Below are 15,256 nucleotides of genomic sequence, written 5' to 3'. Positions count from 1 at the left end.
GTTCCTTCCGGTACGAGGGGCGGGCGGCGGGTGGTCCCACCGGGGTTCAGGGTCGGACGGCCCGGTCGGTGCGTTCGGCGGCGGCCTTGAGATCGGCCAGCCAGGCATCCAACCCGTAGCCGAGGTAGGTGGTGGAGGTCGCCACGTCGGCCTCGACCTGGGCTCCGGTCCAGGTCTCCTCGGTGCGGACCAGCACCCCGCCGGTGACCTCGGTGAAGGTCCAGACGTGGACGCCGTTGTCGATGTGCAGGCCGTCGCCGACTCCCGGGCCGGCCCAGCGGAGGCACCGGTAGGGCGTCAGGTGCGCGACGGTCGAGGTGATGGTCAGGGTCGTGGCCGGGGTCATCGGGGTCTCGGGGACGGGCGTGGTCCACCGGAACGCCGACCCCGCGCGCAGTTCGCCGTCGTCGAGGCGGATGACGGTGGTGACCGGCGCCTGCCAGGAGGGCCAGTTCCCGACGTCGGTCTGGAGCTGCCAGACGGTGTGCAGCGACGCGTCGATCAGCGTCTCGGCGCGGTAGCGGATCCGGGCCGCCGGGTCGACACCCTGCCCGTCGCAGGCGATCACCGGCTGGTGCGTGGTCGATGCCATCTGTCTCCACCTCTCTCACTTCTGCGATCTGCTGTCGCTCTGGTTACAAGCTATAACCAATGCAAGTTTCGGTCAATGGTCATGGTGATAGCCTGTAACTAACGTGAGAGTGATGGTGGAGGGACGGTCCATGGGTGCCGACGTGACCGGTCCGCGCGAGCGGTACCGCGCCCAGGTGCGGGCGGAGATCAAGCAGCGGGCCTGGGAACAGCTCGCCACGACCGGGGTGTCGGCGCTGTCGCTCAAGGCGATCGCCGAGCACCTGGGCATGAGCGGCCCGGCGCTCTACCGGTACTTCGCCAGCCGGGACGAGCTGATCACCGCACTGATCCGCGACGCGTACCGCAGCCTCGCCGACACGCTCCGGGCCGCCGCCGACGCCGGGGCGGACGTCGCCGGGCTGGCCCGTGCCGTGCGCGCCTGGGCCCTCGGCGATCCGCAGCGCTACCTGCTGATCTGGGGTACGCCCGTACCCGGCTACCACGCCCCCGACGACACCACCGCGATCTCGGCCGAGATCATGGCGACCGTCGTCGACGCCTACCGCAGCCGCGACGTCCCGCCCTCGGGGCGACGGATCGAGGCCCACCTCGACGACCATCGCGGCTGGATCGCGGACCCGACCGTACCGGCCGCGACGCTGCGGCAGGCGCTGGCCTTCTGGACGCGGGTGCACGGCGTCCTGTCGCTCGAACTCGCCGGCCACTTCGCCGGCATGGGGTTCGACCCGGCACTGCTGTTCGACGACGAGATCGACGACCTCCTCTGCCGCTGAGCACCGGGGACGGGGCACGCCACCACCGCCGTTGGCCGCCGGGTCGGGACGCGGCACCAACACCGCAACGGCACCGGTCGATGCCCGTTGTCCGGTACGGCTAAGGTCAGCAGTCGGCTACCGTACGCATACGAGGATGGGACCCCTCGATGAGATGTGCCTTCTGTGGCCGGTGGTGGCCGCTGCCCTGGGCGTGCGGCCGGTGCCGGCGTGAGCGTCGCCGGATGCGCCGCGACTACCTGCGCCGCGCCGCCCCGCAGGACGCGCTGCGTGACATCACCCGCACCGACCCGGACCGCTGACCGGCCACCGCGCCGCCCGACGGGAGCCGGCGCGGGCGAAGGGGCAGGTCCCGCCGTGGCTATCCTGGGCCCGTGCTGCCCCTGCCGCCCGGCGACTTCCGGGCCTACCTGTTCGACTGCGACGGCACCATCGTCGACTCCATGCCGGTGCACCACCTGGCCTGGCGGGCGGCGCTCGACGAGTGGGGCTGCGACCTGCCGGAGGACCTGTTCTACGCCTGGGGCGGCCGGCCGGTGGCCGACATCGTCGTCGACCTCAACGCGCGGCACGGGCTGGCGATGCCTGTCGACGTGGTGGCCCGTCGCCGGGAGGACGCCTACCAGAGCTTCCTGCCGCAGCTCACCGCCGTGCCGGGCGTGCTGGCGCACATCGAACGGGCACACCGGCAGGTGCCGTTCGCGGTGGTGTCCGGCAGCACCCGGGAATCGGTGACCGCCTCGCTGACCGCGCTCGGCCTGCTCGACCGGTTCGACGTGCTGGTCTGCGCGGAGGACTACGCGCGGGCCAAGCCGGACCCGGAGTGCTACCTGATGGCGGCGCGGCTGCTCGACGTACCGCCGGAGCAGTGCCTGGTGTTCGAGGACACCGACCTGGGGGTCGCGGCGGCGACGGCGGCGGGCATGGCCTCGGTCCGGGTCCCGCCGCCCTGGCAACGCTGAACCCCCGCCCGAGCGGGGGCCGTCACCCCCGGTAGAGCTTCTCCGCGTACGTCGGGCCGTAGTAGTGCTCCAGGTCGGCCAGGCTCTCGGTCAGCGTCTCCACCTCCTTGGCCAGCCGGGCCCGCGACGGCAGCGCATCCGGCTGCCAGGTTTCCGGCTGCCACAGCGCGGAGCGCATGAACGCCTTCCCGCAGTGGTAGAAGATCTGCTCGACGGCCACCTCGACGGCGAGCACCGGCCGGTGCCCCTTGACCAGCATGTCGTCGAAGTAGGGCGCGTCGCTCACCAGCTTCGCCCGGCCGTTGATCCGCAGGGTGTCCGTCCGGCCGGGGATCAGGAAGATCAGCCCGACGTGCGGGTTGTCGAGGATGTTGCGGTAGCCGTCGGCCCGCCGGTTGCCCGGCCGCTCCGGAAGGGCGATCGTCCGGTCGTCGAGCACCAGCGCGAAGCCGGCCGGGTCGCCCTTGGGGGAGACGTCGCAGCTGCCGTCCGCGCCGGCCGTGGCGACCAGGCAGAACGGCGACGCGGCCAGCCACTGCCGGTCCCGCTCGTGCAGCACGGTGCGTTCCTTGGCCGCCGCGCGGGGCATCGGTGCCCCCAGCAGCGCGCGTAACTCCTCGTGCGAGGTGATCTCTGCCGTCACGTCCGCCTCCCCCGTCCGTTGGTCCCGGTGGCGGGCGGTGGCACACCGGCCGCCGTACGTCAGCCTAGGCGGGCGTGGCGAGCGGGGCCGCCCCGGACGGCGGGTACCGGCTCCCCCGCCCGCGACAACGCAGTGGAAGGGCCGCCATGGAGAGCCGACTGAAGGTGCTCGGGCACCCGGTGCACCCGATGCTGGTGATGTTCCCGGTGGCGCTGCTGGTCACCGGCACCCTCTTCGACATCGTGGACACGGTCGGCGGGCCCGACTTCCTCGCCGAGGTCGCGTACTGGAACATCACCGTCGGCCTGGTCGGTGGCCTGCTGGCCGCGGGGGCCGGCACGTTCGACCTGCTGGCCATCCCGGCCGGCACCCGGGCCAAGCGGGTGGCGCTCACCCACGCGGCGGCGAACGTCGCGGTGATCCTGCTCTTCGCCGCCGTCTGGGCGGTCCGGTTGAACGCCGAATCCCGGGCGGCCGGCGGCGCGCTGATCGCCATCGAGGTGGTCGGCCTGGCCATCCTCGGCGTCAGCGCCTGGCTCGGCGGGGAACTGGTCGACCGGTTGGGGGTGGGTGTCGACTCCGACGCCGGCCTGGACGCCCCCAGCTCGCTGCGGCCCGCCGCGACCGGCCGACCGGTGGGGGAGGTGCGGTGAGCGAGCAGCCGGGCCGGGGCTGGCGTGGCCGCCAGCAGGGCTGGGACCCGATGGGCGAGCTCCAGGCGTTGCGCGCCGAGCTGAGCCGGCTGGTCGGCGGCCGGGGTGCGTCGCCCGACGTCGAGCTGACCGAGGTCGCCGACGGCTGGCAGGTGGTCGTCCGGCTGCCCGGGGTGGCGCCGGAGGAGGTCGCCGTCGAACTCGACGACCGGGAACTCTGCGTCCGGGCCCGGTCCGAGGCCGAGGTCAACGCCGACCAGGGCATCCCCGGCGGGTTCGAGACCCGGGGCTTCGAATACCGGGTGGACCTGCCGTCCCGGGTCGACCCCGACGCCATCGACGCGGTGATGGACCACGGCCTGCTCCGGGTGCACCTGCCCCGGGCGGCCCGGCCCGCGCCGCGCACCATCACGGTCGGCCGCGCCGGCTACCCGCCCGGTCCCACCCGCACCGGTACGCCCACCGGCGTGGACCCGGCGGCGGACCGGGAACTGCACCACCCGGACACCGCCGTCGACCCCCTCGACCGGCCGTAGGCCCCCGGTGACCAGCCCCGCCCTGGGTGGCCCGCTGGGGGAGCGGGTGCCCGACGTGACCCGGATCGCCGTGCTGCGGGCCAACGCGCTCGGCGACCTCATCTTCCTGCTGCCCGCCCTGGACTCGCTGCGGGCCGCGTACCCGGCGGCGGAGATCGTGCTGTTCGGCGCGCCGTGGCACGCGGCGTTCTGGCGGGACCGGCCCGGCCCGGTCGACCGGGTGCTGGTCGTCCCGCCGGCCCCCGGCATCCGCGAGCCCGGCCCCGACGAACCGCCCGGATCGCTCGACGACTTCCTGGCCGACGCCGCCCGGGAGGGCTACGACCTGGCGTTGCAGGTGCACGGCGGCGGGGCCAACTCCAATCCGATCATGAGCCGGTTGGGGGCCCGGGTCACCGCCGGGTTGCGCGCCGAGGACGCCCCACCGCTGGACCGCTGGCTGCGCTACGTCTACTACCAGCCCGAGGTGACCCGCTACCTGGAGGTGGTAGGCCTGGTCGGGGCGGACGCGGTCACCGTCGTACCGACGCTCACGGTGACCGACGCGGACCGGGCGCAGGCGCGGGCGGTGCTGGGCGAGCCGGAGCGGCCCCGGGTGGCGCTGCACCCGGGGGCGAGCGACACCCGGCGGCGCTGGCCGGCGCGGCGGTTCGCCGAGGTGGCCCGGGTGCTGCACGACGACGGGTACGAGGTGCTGGTCACCGGCACCCCCACCGAGCGGGCGGTGGTGGACGAGGTGGTCGCGGCGGCCGGGGTGCCGGTCCGTCCCCAGGTCGGCACGCTCAGCCTCGGCGGGTTGGCCGCCGCGTACGCCGAATGCGGGCTGGTGGTCTCCAACGACACCGGCCCGTTGCACCTGGCCGGCGCGGTGGGGGCCCCGACGGTGGGCGTCTACTGGGTCGGCAACATGATCAACGGGGCGACGCCGTTGCGCGCCCGGCACCGCCCGATCGCCGCCTGGACGACGCGCTGCCCGGTCTGCGGGGTCGACTGCACGCCCGGGATCTATCCGCACCGGCCCGGCGACGGCAACTGCCCGCACCGGGACTCGTTCGTCGCCGACGTGCCGGTGGCCGAGGTGCTCGAAGCCGCCGCCGACCTGCTCCGCCCCGAACCGGGCAGCGCCGCCGGCTGACAGTCCCGGGTCGTCCGCACCGCCGGCCGACGGGCCCCGGGCCGGGACGACCCCGGTGGATCGGCGGCCGGCCGGGCTCAGGCCGGCTGCGGGGTCTCGGCGGCGACGACCTCCCACGCCTCGACGTCACGGTCGGTCACGGTGGTCGGCGACTCCAGGTGGTACGCGCCGCTGGGCAGCACGCCCGCGCCGCCGTACCGGGCCAGCACCGCGAGCTGGGCGGCGACGTCCTCGCCCTGGTGGTTCTCCGGCACCCGCCGCCAGAACTCGAAGCCGCCCGCGTCGACCAGCGCCGCCCGGTCGTAGAGCACGCAACCGCCGATCCAGGAGACCTTGTACGCCCGCCACGCCCCCGCCGGCAGCCCCAGCTTCTGCTGGACGTGCAGCAGGTTCGCGGCCGGGTGGATGGCGGCCCGCTGCCACTGCGGGGTGTCGGGGCGGACCCGTTCCGGCACCACCGGGCCGTCCCACTCCTCGTAGTGCCGGTGCGTCTCGGGGCGGACGTCGTCGGCGTACGACAGGCCGTGCACCGCGTTGCCGACGAACCCGCAGCCCAGTTCCCCGATCGCGGTGACCAGCCGGTCCAGGGTGCCCGGTTCGAGCCAGACGTCGTCGTCGAGGCAGAGCACGTAGCGGGCCACCGACCGGTCCAGCAGGTACGCCCGGTGTTCGGCCAGTCCGCGCCGGGGCAGTCGCCGGGTGAGCAGCACCGGGTGCCCCCGGTGGCGCAACGCCCGGACCATGGTGGCCGCCGCCGGGTGCGCGTACGCCGGGTCGTGGTCGGACTGGTCGCTGACCACCACCCCGAAGTCGGGGACCTCGACCTGGGCGGCCAGCCCGGCCAGGGTGACCGCCAGTTCGGCCGGCCGGTTGCGGGTGGGGATCAGCACGTCGAGCCGACGGGGTCGGCGGAACTCCCCGGCCGAGCCGAGGTCCAGCGGTCGGTTCACGTGATCCTGCCCAGGTGTTCGGCGGTCGGGGTCGGGGTGGCCGGGGTCGGCTCCGGGCCGGGTGCCGTGGGCATTCCGGCGGCGGGTCGCAGCCGGTCGGCCGGTGGGTCGCCGGTGGTGGCCAGGCCGGTGGCGGCCTGGGCGCGGATCCGGTCGATGATCGCCGAGGTGGACCGGTCCGGCACGTAGCCGAGGGTGCGTACCTGACCGCCGAGGCGGCGTACCAGGGGTGCCTCGGGGACCATCTCCGGCGGGTAGTCGCCGCCCTTGACGTACACGTCGGGGCGGACCGCCTCGATCAGGTCGGCCGGCGAGTCCTCCTCGAAGACCACCACGTGGTCCACGCAGGACAGCGCGGCGAGCAGGGCGATCCGGTCCTCCACCGGGTTGACCGGCCGGTCGGCCCCCTTGAGCCGGCGGACGCTGGAGTCGGAGTTGACCGCCACCACCAGCAGGTCGCCGAGCGCGCGGGCCTGTTCCAGGTAGCGCACGTGCCCCGGGTGCAGCACGTCGAAGCAGCCGTTGGTGAACACCACGGACCGGCCGGTTCGCCGGTGGTCGGCGACGATCGCGTCCAGCTCCCCGGTGCCGACGAGCGTCGGATGGGTGCCGCCGCCGGCTGCGCCGCCGAGCGCGTCGAGCAGGTCCTCCCGGCGGCACACGCAGGTGCCGGTGTCGGAGACGGTGATGGTGGCGGCGAGCTGGGCCAGCTGGGCGGCGGTCGGCAGCGGTGCCCCGGTGGCCAGGGCGAGGGTCATCGCCGCCAGGTACGCGTCCCCCGCGCCGACGGCGTGACTGGCCGGGACGGGGGTGCTGTGGCTGCGCCGGGGTGCACCGTCCGGGCCGCCGACGATGGCACCCTCGGTGTCCAGGGTCACCGCGACCACGTCCGCGCCGGTGTGCGCCCGCAGCTCGGCCAGCCGCGCCCGGGCCAGCCCGGCCCGGTCGACCCCCTCGCCGACGGTGGCGTTGACGGTCACCCCGGCCCCGGTCACGCTCAGCCCGTCCCCGGTCATCGCGACCCGCCCCTCGCCCGGGGTCGGCTCCCCGGTCGGGCCCGTCGGTGCCCGGCCGACGCCGCCCGGGGCGGTGCCCACGACCAGCTCCGACGGCCCGTCCGCCGGATCGTTGGGCGGGTGGTCCAGGTGCAGGCCGGTGCCGCCGGTACGGGCCGGGGCGGGCGGCGCGCCGAAGCCGGCGGCGGCGCGGGCCAGCAGCCGGGTCGCCTCGGCGAAACTGGGGGTGACCACCGTCGGGTTCAGCCCCCGCCAGTCGGCGAGGTCGTGGGCGTCCAGGGCGACGGTGGCGTACCGGTGCCGGTGGGCGACCAGCCAGGCGCGTACCGGGGCGGGCAGCGCGCCGAGGCCGTAGTCGCAGACCACCAGGGTGGGCGCGACCCCACCGGCCACCGCCCGCAGCTCCTCGGTGGCGCAGCTCAGGGCGGTGAGCAGCCGACCGACCCCGTCGTCGTCGAGCGGGTCGTCCGGGTCGCCGGAGTCCTCGCGGAGCAGGATCTGGTTGCCGGCGAGCATCCGGCGTTTCACCGGCGTCGGCCGGTGCGGTTCACTGACCGTACGGTCCCAGACGCCGGCCCGGTCCAGGCAGTCGTGCAGCTCGTCGCCGGCCACGTCCGCGCCGACCGGGGCGACGAGCAGGGCCCGCCCGCCGAGGGTGGCGATGTTGACCGCGGTGTTCGCGGCCCCACCGGCGGCGGTGATCCGTCGGCGCAGGGTGAGGATCGGCGCGGGGGCCTCCCGGCACAGCCGCTCCGACTCGGCGAAGCGCCACTCGTCGAGCATGGCGTCGCCGACGACGAGGACGGCGCGTTCCCGCCAGCTCTCCACGACGGTGGCGAGCCGGCGCTGTTCCGCTGCTGCTCCTGCCATGCCCACCGGGGTCCCCCGCCCCGACCAGGCCAAACCCTCCGCCGCGACCGGCGACCAGGGTCACGTTTCGGGCCCTACGCCCCGGGAACCGACCAGAGGTATCCGGAGAGGGGAAAACCGACATGGCAGCCACGACATTGCAGGGCAAGCGGATCGCGTTCCTCGCCACCGACGGCGTGGAGGAGGTCGAGTACGTGCAGCCGCGGGAGGCGGTCGAGAAGGCGGGCGCGACCGCCGAGCTGGTGTCGCTCAAGCCCGGCACCATCCAGGCCTTCAACCACCTGGACCAGGCCAAGACGTATGACGTGGCGGTGACGGCGGCCGACGCGGACGCCGACGGCTACGACGCGCTGGTGCTGCCCGGCGGGGTGGCCAACCCGGACTTCCTGCGGACCGACCCGGACGCGGTCCGGTTCGTGCAGGCGTTCTTCACCGCCGGGAAGCCGGTCGGGGTGATCTGCCACGGCCCGTGGACCCTGGTCGAGGCGGGTGTGGTGGCGGGCCGCCGGATCACCAGCTGGCCGAGCCTGCGTACCGACCTGACCAACGCCGGCGCGACCTGGGTCGACGAGCAGGTGGTGACCGACGGCAACCTGGTCAGCAGCCGCAACCCCGACGACCTGCCGGCGTTCTGCGCCGCGATCGTCGACCGGTTCGCCGGCTGAGGCGTACCCCCGACGGGCATGCGGGTCCCTGGTGGCCCGCGTGCCCGTCGGGTGCCGGGCAGGTTTCCTCCGGTGCGTAGGCATGTTCGCGGGGGAGCGGGAAAGAAGGCGGGATGACCGCCCAGACCCACGGCCAGCCGGTGCTCCAGGCCCGCCAGCTCCGTCTGTTGATGTTCGGCCTGATGACCGGCATGCTGCTGGCCGCGCTGGACCAGACCATCGTCGGTACGGCGTTGCCCACCATCGTCGGCGAGCTGGGCGGGATCGACCACTACTCGTGGGTGGTGACCGCCTACCTGCTCGCCTCGACCGCCTCCACCCCGCTCTACGGCAAGATGGCCGACCTGTACGGCCGCCGCCCGGTCTTCCTCTTCTCGATCGGCACGTTCCTGCTCGGCTCGCTGCTGGCCGGCCTGTCGCAGGACATGACCCAGCTGATCGTCACGCGGGGCGTGCAGGGCATCGGCGCGGGTGGCCTGATGACGTTGGCGTTCACCATCATCTCGGACGTGGTGTCGCCCCGGGAGCGTGGTCGCTACCAGGGACTGTTCGGGGCGGTCTTCGGTGTCTCCTCGGTGGCCGGGCCGCTGGTCGGCGGCTACTTCGCCGAGACGAGCTGGCGGTGGATCTTCTACCTGAACGTGCCGCTGGCGCTGTTGGCGATCGTGGTCTGCTACCACGTGCTGCGGTTGATCCCGTTCGAGCGGCGGGAGCACACCGTGGACTGGCTGGGCGCGGCGCTGCTGGTCGCCGGGGTGAGCGCGCTGCTGCTGGCGCTGAGCTGGGGTGGCAACTCGTACGCCTGGGGTTCGGCGACGATCATCGGGCTGTTCGTGGCGGGCGCGGTGCTCGGGGTGGCGTTCGTGCTCCAGGAGGCCCGGGTCGGCGAGCCGATCCTGCCGCTCGGGCTGTTCCGCTCGGCGACGTTCGCGCTGGCCAACTCGGCCGGCTTCGTGCTCGGTCTGGTGATGTTCGGGTCGATCATCTTCATCCCGCTCTACCTGCAGATCGTCAAGGGCGCCTCGCCCACCCGCAGCGGCCTGCTGATGCTGCCGATGATGGCCGGCATCATCGTCACCTCGATCGTGACCGGCCGGGCGATGAGCCGGATCGGCAGGTACAAGTGGTTCCCGGTGGCCGGCTCGGTGGTGCTGGTCGCCGGCATGCTGCTGTTCACCCGGCTCCAGGTGGACAGCTCGCTCTGGGCGGCGTTCGGCTACATGGTGGTCATCGGCGTCGGGCTGGGCCTGTGCATGCAGTCGCTCATCCTCGGCGTGCAGAACGCGGTGGACGTACGGAACCTGGGCGCGGCGACCTCCTCGGCGACGTTCTTCCGGTCGCTGGGCGGCTCGTTCGGGGTGGCCATCCTGGGCGCGGTGCTCTCCTCCCGGCTCGCCGGTGGCCTGGCCGACCGGCTGCCCGGCGCGATCGCCCAGCTCCCGCCCGAGCAGCGGGCGGCGGTGGCGGGCAGCGGCACGAACATCTCGATCAACGACCCGGCGACGATCCTGGCCCTGCCCGGTCCGGTCCGGGCGGCCATCCAGGCGTCCTTCGTCGACGCGCTGCACCTGGTGTTCCTGACCACCGGCCTGATCGCGCTGGTGGCCGTGCTGGTCACCCTGGCCCTGCCGAACGACCAGCTCCGGGGCGCCGGCCCGCAGGGCGCGACCGGTGGCGCCGACCCGCTCGGCGGAACGGCCCCCGCCCCCGGCGGCAAACCCCTGACCCGGGAGTCCAAGGAGGAAGCCGCCGCCGACCTCAACGCCAAATCCCAAACCATGCTCTAACCCCGCCGGCCCCGCCCTGCTCCGGCTCTGCTCCGGCCCCGGGGCAAGCGGGGGAACCGGTGCGGGGCAGCGGGGCCGGGTGCTACTTGAGGATGAGGCGGTTGGTCTGGGTGAAGACGTCGAGGTCGGCGAGGGTTTCCGGGACCGACAGGGAGAGCGGGGCGGGGAACTCGTGCGGGTGCAGGAAGGCGGCGTCGGTCGTCTCGTCGGTGACCCGGGCCAGCTCGCCGTCCCACTCGTCGACCCGGAACGCGGCGGTGAAGATCTGGTAGGTGTGGCCGTACATGTTGGTGTGGGTGCGGTCCGGGCCGGTGTAGAGCGCGAAGGCGCTGACCCGCAGGGCGCGCAGGCCGGTCTCCTCGCGTACCTCCCGCACCGCGCAGTCGGCGATCGACTCGCCGAGTTCCATCGCGCCCGCCGGCAGCGCCCACTGGCCGTTGTCCGAGCGGCGGATCAGCAGCACCCGCCCGGCGTCGTCGCGCACCACGGCCCGGGCGCCGACGAACATCAGCGTCCGGTCACCGGCCAGGGCGCGTAGCTGTCCCACGTACGAGTCGGCCCAGGAGATACTCACCCGGACAATCTACGCAGCATCCCGGGGACGGTTCGACGTTCCGGGGGTTCCCAACGTGTGACCGGCGACACTAGCTTGTCACCCATGCGTAGCACGATGATGGACGCCCCGCTGCAGGTCGCCCGGATCCTCGAACACGGTGTCACCGTGCACGGCACGGCCGAGGTGGTCACCTGGACGGGGGCCGAGCCGCGCCGGATGTCGTACGCCGAGGTGGGGTGGACGGCGGCCCGGCTGGCCCACGCGCTGCGCGACGAGTGCGGGGTGACCGGCGACGAGCGGGTCGCCACCTTCATGTGGAACAACACCGAGCACCTGGTGGCGTACTTCGCCGTGCCGAGCATGGGCGCGGTGCTGCACACCCTGAACATCCGGCTCTTCCCCGACCAGGTCGCCTACATCGCCAACCACGCGCAGGACCGGGTGGTGCTCGTCGACTCGACGTTGATCCCGCTGCTGGCCCGGGTGCTCGGCGAGTTGACCACGGTGCGGCACGTGGTGGTGGTCGGCGGGGGCGACCCCGGGCCGCTGCGGGCGGTCGCCGGTGACCGGGTCACCTTCCACCACTGGGACGAGCTGCTGGCCGGCCGGCCCGAGCACTACGACTGGCCCGAGGTCGACGAGCGGGACGCCGCCGCGCTCTGCTACACCTCCGGCACCACCGGCCACCCCAAGGGCGTCGCCTACTCGCACCGGTCGATCTACCTGCACTCGTTGCAGGTGTGCCTGCCGGAGGGGTTCGGGCTCGGTCCGGGTGACCGGGAGTTGGCCATCGTGCCGATGTTCCACGCGATGTCCTGGGGACTGCCGTACGCGGCGTTCCTCTCCGGCGCGTCACTGATCATGCCGGACCGGTTCCTCCAGGCCGCGCCGATCGCCGAGATGATCGCCGCCGAGCGGCCCACCCTGGCCGGTGCGGTGCCGACCATCTGGAACGACCTGCTGGCCCACCTGGACGCCAACGACGTGGACACCTCGTCGCTCAAGGAGGTGATCGTCGGCGGCTCGGCGTGCCCGCCCGCGCTGATGCACGCGTTCGCCGAACGACACGGCATCGAGGTGATCCACGCCTGGGGGATGACCGAGATGTCCCCGCTGGGATCGGTGTCCCGGGCGCCGGCCGGGGTGACCGGCGACGACGCCTGGCGGTACCGCTACACGCAGGGGCGGGTGCCGGCGGGGGTGGCGGCCCGGATCGTCGGCCCGCTGGGCGAGCCGCTGCCCGCCGACGGGACGTCCGTGGGGGAGCTGGAGGTGCGCGGGCCGTGGGTGACCGCCAGGTACGTCGGCGACGACGCCCCCGATCCCGAGAAGTTCCGCGACGGCTGGCTGCGTACGGGTGACGTCGGCACGCTCTCGCCGGACGGGTTCATCACCCTCACCGACCGGGCCAAGGACGTGATCAAATCCGGTGGGGAGTGGATCTCCTCGGTGGAGCTGGAGAACGCGTTGATGGCCCACCCGGACGTGCAGGAGGCCTGCGTGGTGGGGGTGCCCGACCAGCGGTGGGGTGAGCGTCCACTGGCCACCGTCGTGGTCCGGGAGGGCGCGTCGACCAGTGTGGAGCAGCTCCGTGCGTTCCTCGCCGGTTCGGTGGCACACTGGCAGCTGCCGGAACGCTGGGCGGTCATCGACGCGGTGCCGAAGACCAGCGTCGGCAAGTTCGACAAGAAGGTGGTGCGTTCGCGGTACGCCGCCGGCGACCTGGAGGTACGGGAGCTGGCGGGGCCGTAACACTTTTCGGCGACTCGTCGCCGATGGGGTAGGGACGTCACTCCTGAAACATCCCTCCCCAGGGGCGGCCCCGGCGTTCGCACCGCGCCGGGGCCGCCCTTCCTTGCGGGGTGACCCGCCATGTCATTGTTGCGAGAATTACTCGCGTCTGTCCGGGCGATTGCGAAATGTCCTCGGAACTACTGCCCGGCGGTGTCGATCAGCACCTTTCCCACCACCGCGTCCTCCACCGCCCGGTGCGCGTCGGCGGCCTGCGCCAACGGAAAGCGGTGCAGCGGCAGGCCGGCCTCCGCGCCCACCCGTACCGCCCCCTGGGCGACCGCCGCCGCCACGTCGGTCACCGCCTGCGCCTTGGCCGCCTTCGGCGCGGTGTAGACCAGCACGAACTGCCAGCGGGCGTTCGGGGCCATCAACGGCCGGATCGGCAGGGTCACCTCGCCGCCACCGTCGTCGGCGTAGACGCAGACCGCCCCGCCGGGCCGCAGCACCTGCACGTCGGTGCCCGCGTTGCGGGCGGCGGAGACCTCGACGATGGTGTGCACCCCGTCGGGGGCGATCTTGCGGACCTCGTCGACCACGTCCTGTTCCCGGTAGTCGATGACGAAGGACGCCCCGGCCGCCGCCGCCAACTGTGCCTTCTCCGGACTGCTGACCGTCGCGATGACGCAGGCGTCGGCCCAGCGGGCCAACTGGATCGCCGCGTTGCCCACCGCACCCGCCCCACCCTGCACCAGCACCACGTGGTCACTGAGCGCCCCGGCGTGCAGGGTGTCCGGCATGTACTCCCCGACGGTCAGGCAGCGGTGCGCGGTGAGGAACGGAATGCCCAGGCACGCGCCGAGGTCGAAGGAGGCGTCCCCGAGCGGCACCACCTGCCGGACCGGCACCACCGTGTACTCGGCGGCCGTACCCCAGGGGCGCTGCCAGGCGGCCTCCCAGACCCACACCCGTTCCCCGGTCAGACCCTGGTCGACCCCCGCGCCGACCGACTCCACCACGCCTGCCCCGTCCTGCCCCGGGGTCTGCCAGCCGACCGGTAGCGGCTGCTGTCGCCGGCTCTTCCAGTCGGTCGGGTTCACCCCGGCCACCGCCAGCCGGACCAGCACCTCCCCCGGGCCCGGCTCGGGCACCGGCCGGTCGACCAGCCGGAGCACCGACGGGTCACCGGTGCGTTCGTACACGATCGTCTGCATGCCGTCTCCTCAGGCCGCCGGTTTGAGCACCACCTTCGAGTAGCCCGCCTCGCGGCGGTCGAAACGCTGGTACGCGTCCGGCGCCGCGTCCAACGGCAACTCCTTGCTCACCACGAAACTCGGCGTGGCCCGCCCCGCCATGATCAGATTTCGCAGGTACTCGTTGTAGGTCTTCACGTTGGCCTGCCCGGTGCCCATCCGCAGGCCCTTCTCGAAGAGCTTGCCCATCTTGAACAGCAGCTCACCCTTGCCGGAGTGCTCGTCCGGCGCACCCGGGTCGTTGGCCAGGTAGAGGCCGACCACGCCGATCGCGCCGGTCGCCCGGACCACCTCGACCAGGCTGTTCAGCACCGCCGCCGGCTGCTCCGCGCCGCCCTTCCCGGTGGCCTGGTAGCCGACCGCGTCCACCCCGTGGTCGGTGCCCACCCCGTCGGTCCGGTCGAGGATCTGGGCGACCGGGTCGCCGGCCGAGAAGTCGATCGGGGTCGCCCCGATCGACTCGGCCAGCCGCAGCCGGTCCGGCACCCGGTCCACCAGGAACACCTCGGCGGCACCCATCAGGACCGCCGAGTACGCGGCCATCAGCCCGACCGGCCCGCCACCCATCACGGTGATGTTCTCGCCCGGCCGCAGCCCGGTCATCGCCACCCCGTGGTAGCCGGTGGGGAAGATGTCGGCGAGCATCGCGTAGTCGTTCTCGTGCTCGGTGCCGGGCGGCAGCTTCAGGCAGTTGAAGTCGGCGAACGGCACCCGCAGGTACTCGGCCTGCCCACCCCGGTACGGCCCCATCGCCACATAGCCGTACGCGCCACCGGCGAAGCCGGGATTGACGGTGAGGCAGAAACCGGTCTTCTGCTCCCGGCAGTTGCGGCAGAACCCGCACGCCACGTTGAACGGCATCGACACCCGGTCACCGACCCTGATCCCGCGTACCCCGGTGCCGGCCTCGACCACGGTGCCCATGTTCTCGTGACCGAAGACGATGCCCGGCTCGGCGAGCGTGCGCCCCTCGTACATGTGCAGGTCGGATCCGCAGATCGCGGTCGTGGTGATCTGCACGACCACGTCGTCCGGATGCTCGATGCGCGGGTCCTCGACGTCGTCGACCGTCACCTCGTGCGGCCCCTGGTACACCACAGCTCTCATGGTCCCGACGCTAGGCGGACCGGCC

At 73.3% G+C, this 15,256-nt stretch carries 16 protein-coding genes; 9 read left to right on the top strand and 7 right to left on the bottom strand.

Features of this window, described 5'->3' with window-relative positions:
• Positions 1–46: 46 nt before the first annotated feature.
• The gene (locus ACN265_RS28975; RefSeq protein WP_421410690.1) at positions 47–592 is read right to left on the bottom strand and encodes an SRPBCC family protein; all 546 of its coding nucleotides are present in this window, start codon (positions 590–592) and stop codon (positions 47–49) included.
• 112 nt (positions 593–704) lie between these two features.
• Between ACN265_RS28975 and ACN265_RS28970 the strand changes: the two genes are divergently transcribed.
• The 3 genes from ACN265_RS28970 to ACN265_RS28960 all read left to right on the top strand — a co-directional run bounded on the left by ACN265_RS28970 (position 705) and on the right by ACN265_RS28960 (position 2,329).
• Positions 705–1,367, top strand: a complete 663-nt coding sequence (locus tag ACN265_RS28970) for a TetR/AcrR family transcriptional regulator (RefSeq protein WP_421410689.1) — start codon at positions 705–707, stop codon at positions 1,365–1,367.
• A gap of 149 nt (positions 1,368–1,516) precedes the next feature.
• A complete protein-coding gene (locus ACN265_RS28965) occupies positions 1,517–1,669 on the top strand; it encodes a hypothetical protein (RefSeq protein WP_421410688.1) in 153 nt (50 codons plus the stop codon).
• A 72-nt stretch (positions 1,670–1,741) separates the two neighbouring features.
• Positions 1,742–2,329, top strand: coding sequence for an HAD family phosphatase (locus ACN265_RS28960; RefSeq protein ID WP_307826212.1), 588 nt, complete (start codon positions 1,742–1,744; stop codon positions 2,327–2,329).
• A gap of 22 nt (positions 2,330–2,351) precedes the next feature.
• On the opposite strand, the gene ACN265_RS28955 is transcribed toward ACN265_RS28960, so the two are convergent.
• Positions 2,352–2,972, bottom strand: a complete 621-nt coding sequence (locus tag ACN265_RS28955; RefSeq protein ID WP_421410687.1) for a pyridoxamine 5'-phosphate oxidase family protein — start codon at positions 2,970–2,972, stop codon at positions 2,352–2,354.
• 146 nt (positions 2,973–3,118) lie between these two features.
• On the opposite strand from ACN265_RS28955, the gene ACN265_RS28950 reads away from it, so the two are divergent.
• Genes ACN265_RS28950 through ACN265_RS28940 form a run of 3 tightly spaced genes read left to right on the top strand, consistent with a single transcriptional unit; the run spans position 3,119 to position 5,296 of the window.
• Positions 3,119–3,625: a DUF2231 domain-containing protein gene (locus tag ACN265_RS28950; protein WP_420118397.1), complete on the top strand. Its 507-nt coding sequence runs from the start codon at positions 3,119–3,121 to the stop codon at positions 3,623–3,625.
• A 50-nt stretch (positions 3,626–3,675) separates the two neighbouring features.
• Positions 3,676–4,161, top strand: a complete 486-nt coding sequence (locus tag ACN265_RS28945; RefSeq protein ID WP_421411678.1) for an Hsp20/alpha crystallin family protein — start codon at positions 3,676–3,678, stop codon at positions 4,159–4,161.
• A gap of 7 nt (positions 4,162–4,168) precedes the next feature.
• Complete coding sequence (locus ACN265_RS28940) at positions 4,169–5,296, top strand: glycosyltransferase family 9 protein (RefSeq protein WP_420118396.1); 1,128 nt, start codon at positions 4,169–4,171, stop codon at positions 5,294–5,296.
• Between the two features lie 77 nt (positions 5,297–5,373).
• Here ACN265_RS28940 and ACN265_RS28935 read toward each other — a convergent pair whose 3' ends face one another.
• Positions 5,374–6,246 carry a glycosyltransferase family 2 protein gene (locus ACN265_RS28935; protein WP_357925600.1) on the bottom strand — a complete coding sequence of 291 codons (873 nt, stop codon included), beginning with the start codon at positions 6,244–6,246 and terminating at the stop codon, positions 5,374–5,376.
• Positions 6,243–8,132, bottom strand: a complete 1,890-nt coding sequence (gene rfaE2 / locus ACN265_RS28930) for a D-glycero-beta-D-manno-heptose 1-phosphate adenylyltransferase (RefSeq protein ID WP_421410686.1) — start codon at positions 8,130–8,132, stop codon at positions 6,243–6,245. The genes ACN265_RS28935 and rfaE2 overlap by 4 nt, the downstream gene beginning before the upstream one ends.
• A 122-nt stretch (positions 8,133–8,254) precedes the next feature.
• Here rfaE2 and ACN265_RS28925 point away from each other — a divergent pair, with 122 nt between their 5' ends.
• Together ACN265_RS28925 and ACN265_RS28920 are read left to right on the top strand one after the other, a co-directional pair.
• A complete protein-coding gene (locus ACN265_RS28925) occupies positions 8,255–8,797 on the top strand; it encodes a type 1 glutamine amidotransferase domain-containing protein (protein WP_421410685.1) in 543 nt (180 codons plus the stop codon).
• A 113-nt stretch (positions 8,798–8,910) separates the two neighbouring features.
• A complete protein-coding gene (locus ACN265_RS28920) occupies positions 8,911–10,584 on the top strand; it encodes an MDR family MFS transporter (protein WP_421410684.1) in 1,674 nt (557 codons plus the stop codon).
• Positions 10,585–10,666: 82 nt separating this feature from the next.
• Here the strand turns inward: ACN265_RS28920 and ACN265_RS28915 are convergent, their stop codons facing one another.
• A complete protein-coding gene (locus ACN265_RS28915) occupies positions 10,667–11,158 on the bottom strand; it encodes an NUDIX domain-containing protein (protein ID WP_357925609.1) in 492 nt (163 codons plus the stop codon).
• A gap of 84 nt (positions 11,159–11,242) precedes the next feature.
• Between ACN265_RS28915 and ACN265_RS28910 the strand changes: the two genes are divergently transcribed.
• A complete protein-coding gene (locus tag ACN265_RS28910) occupies positions 11,243–12,892 on the top strand; it encodes a fatty acid--CoA ligase (protein WP_421410683.1) in 1,650 nt (549 codons plus the stop codon).
• Between the two features lie 179 nt (positions 12,893–13,071).
• On the opposite strand, the gene ACN265_RS28905 is transcribed toward ACN265_RS28910, so the two are convergent.
• The gene (locus ACN265_RS28905; RefSeq protein ID WP_421410682.1) at positions 13,072–14,085 is read right to left on the bottom strand and encodes an NADPH:quinone reductase; all 1,014 of its coding nucleotides are present in this window, start codon (positions 14,083–14,085) and stop codon (positions 13,072–13,074) included.
• A 9-nt stretch (positions 14,086–14,094) separates the two neighbouring features.
• Positions 14,095–15,231, bottom strand: a complete 1,137-nt coding sequence (locus ACN265_RS28900) for a glutathione-independent formaldehyde dehydrogenase (RefSeq protein WP_421410681.1) — start codon at positions 15,229–15,231, stop codon at positions 14,095–14,097.
• Positions 15,232–15,256 lie beyond the last annotated feature (25 nt).

Origin of the sequence: Micromonospora sp. WMMD730, assembly GCF_049178955.1 — a bacterium.
In the GTDB taxonomy this organism is placed as follows: domain Bacteria; phylum Actinomycetota; class Actinomycetes; order Mycobacteriales; family Micromonosporaceae; genus Micromonospora; species Micromonospora wenchangensis.
This window is presented reverse-complemented; position numbering and strand designations above follow the sequence as displayed.

Excerpts from the sequence above, each read along its gene's own strand:
- ACN265_RS28925 (WP_421410685.1), top strand. The coding sequence starts at position 8,255 with ATGGCAGCCACGACATTGCAGGGCAAGCGGATCGCGTTCCTCGCCACC.
- ACN265_RS28950 (WP_420118397.1), top strand. The coding sequence starts at position 3,119 with ATGGAGAGCCGACTGAAGGTGCTCGGGCACCCGGTGCACCCGATGCTG.
- ACN265_RS28970 (WP_421410689.1), top strand. The coding sequence starts at position 705 with ATGGTGGAGGGACGGTCCATGGGTGCCGACGTGACCGGTCCGCGCGAG.
- ACN265_RS28945 (WP_421411678.1), top strand. The coding sequence starts at position 3,676 with ATGGGCGAGCTCCAGGCGTTGCGCGCCGAGCTGAGCCGGCTGGTCGGC.
- ACN265_RS28910 (WP_421410683.1), top strand. The coding sequence starts at position 11,243 with ATGCGTAGCACGATGATGGACGCCCCGCTGCAGGTCGCCCGGATCCTC.
- ACN265_RS28975 (WP_421410690.1), bottom strand. The coding sequence starts at position 592 with ATGGCATCGACCACGCACCAGCCGGTGATCGCCTGCGACGGGCAGGGT.
- ACN265_RS28905 (WP_421410682.1), bottom strand. The coding sequence starts at position 14,085 with ATGCAGACGATCGTGTACGAACGCACCGGTGACCCGTCGGTGCTCCGG.
- ACN265_RS28920 (WP_421410684.1), top strand. The coding sequence starts at position 8,911 with ATGACCGCCCAGACCCACGGCCAGCCGGTGCTCCAGGCCCGCCAGCTC.
- ACN265_RS28900 (WP_421410681.1), bottom strand. The coding sequence starts at position 15,231 with ATGAGAGCTGTGGTGTACCAGGGGCCGCACGAGGTGACGGTCGACGAC.
- ACN265_RS28965 (WP_421410688.1), top strand. The coding sequence starts at position 1,517 with ATGAGATGTGCCTTCTGTGGCCGGTGGTGGCCGCTGCCCTGGGCGTGC.
- rfaE2 (WP_421410686.1), bottom strand. The coding sequence starts at position 8,132 with ATGGCAGGAGCAGCAGCGGAACAGCGCCGGCTCGCCACCGTCGTGGAG.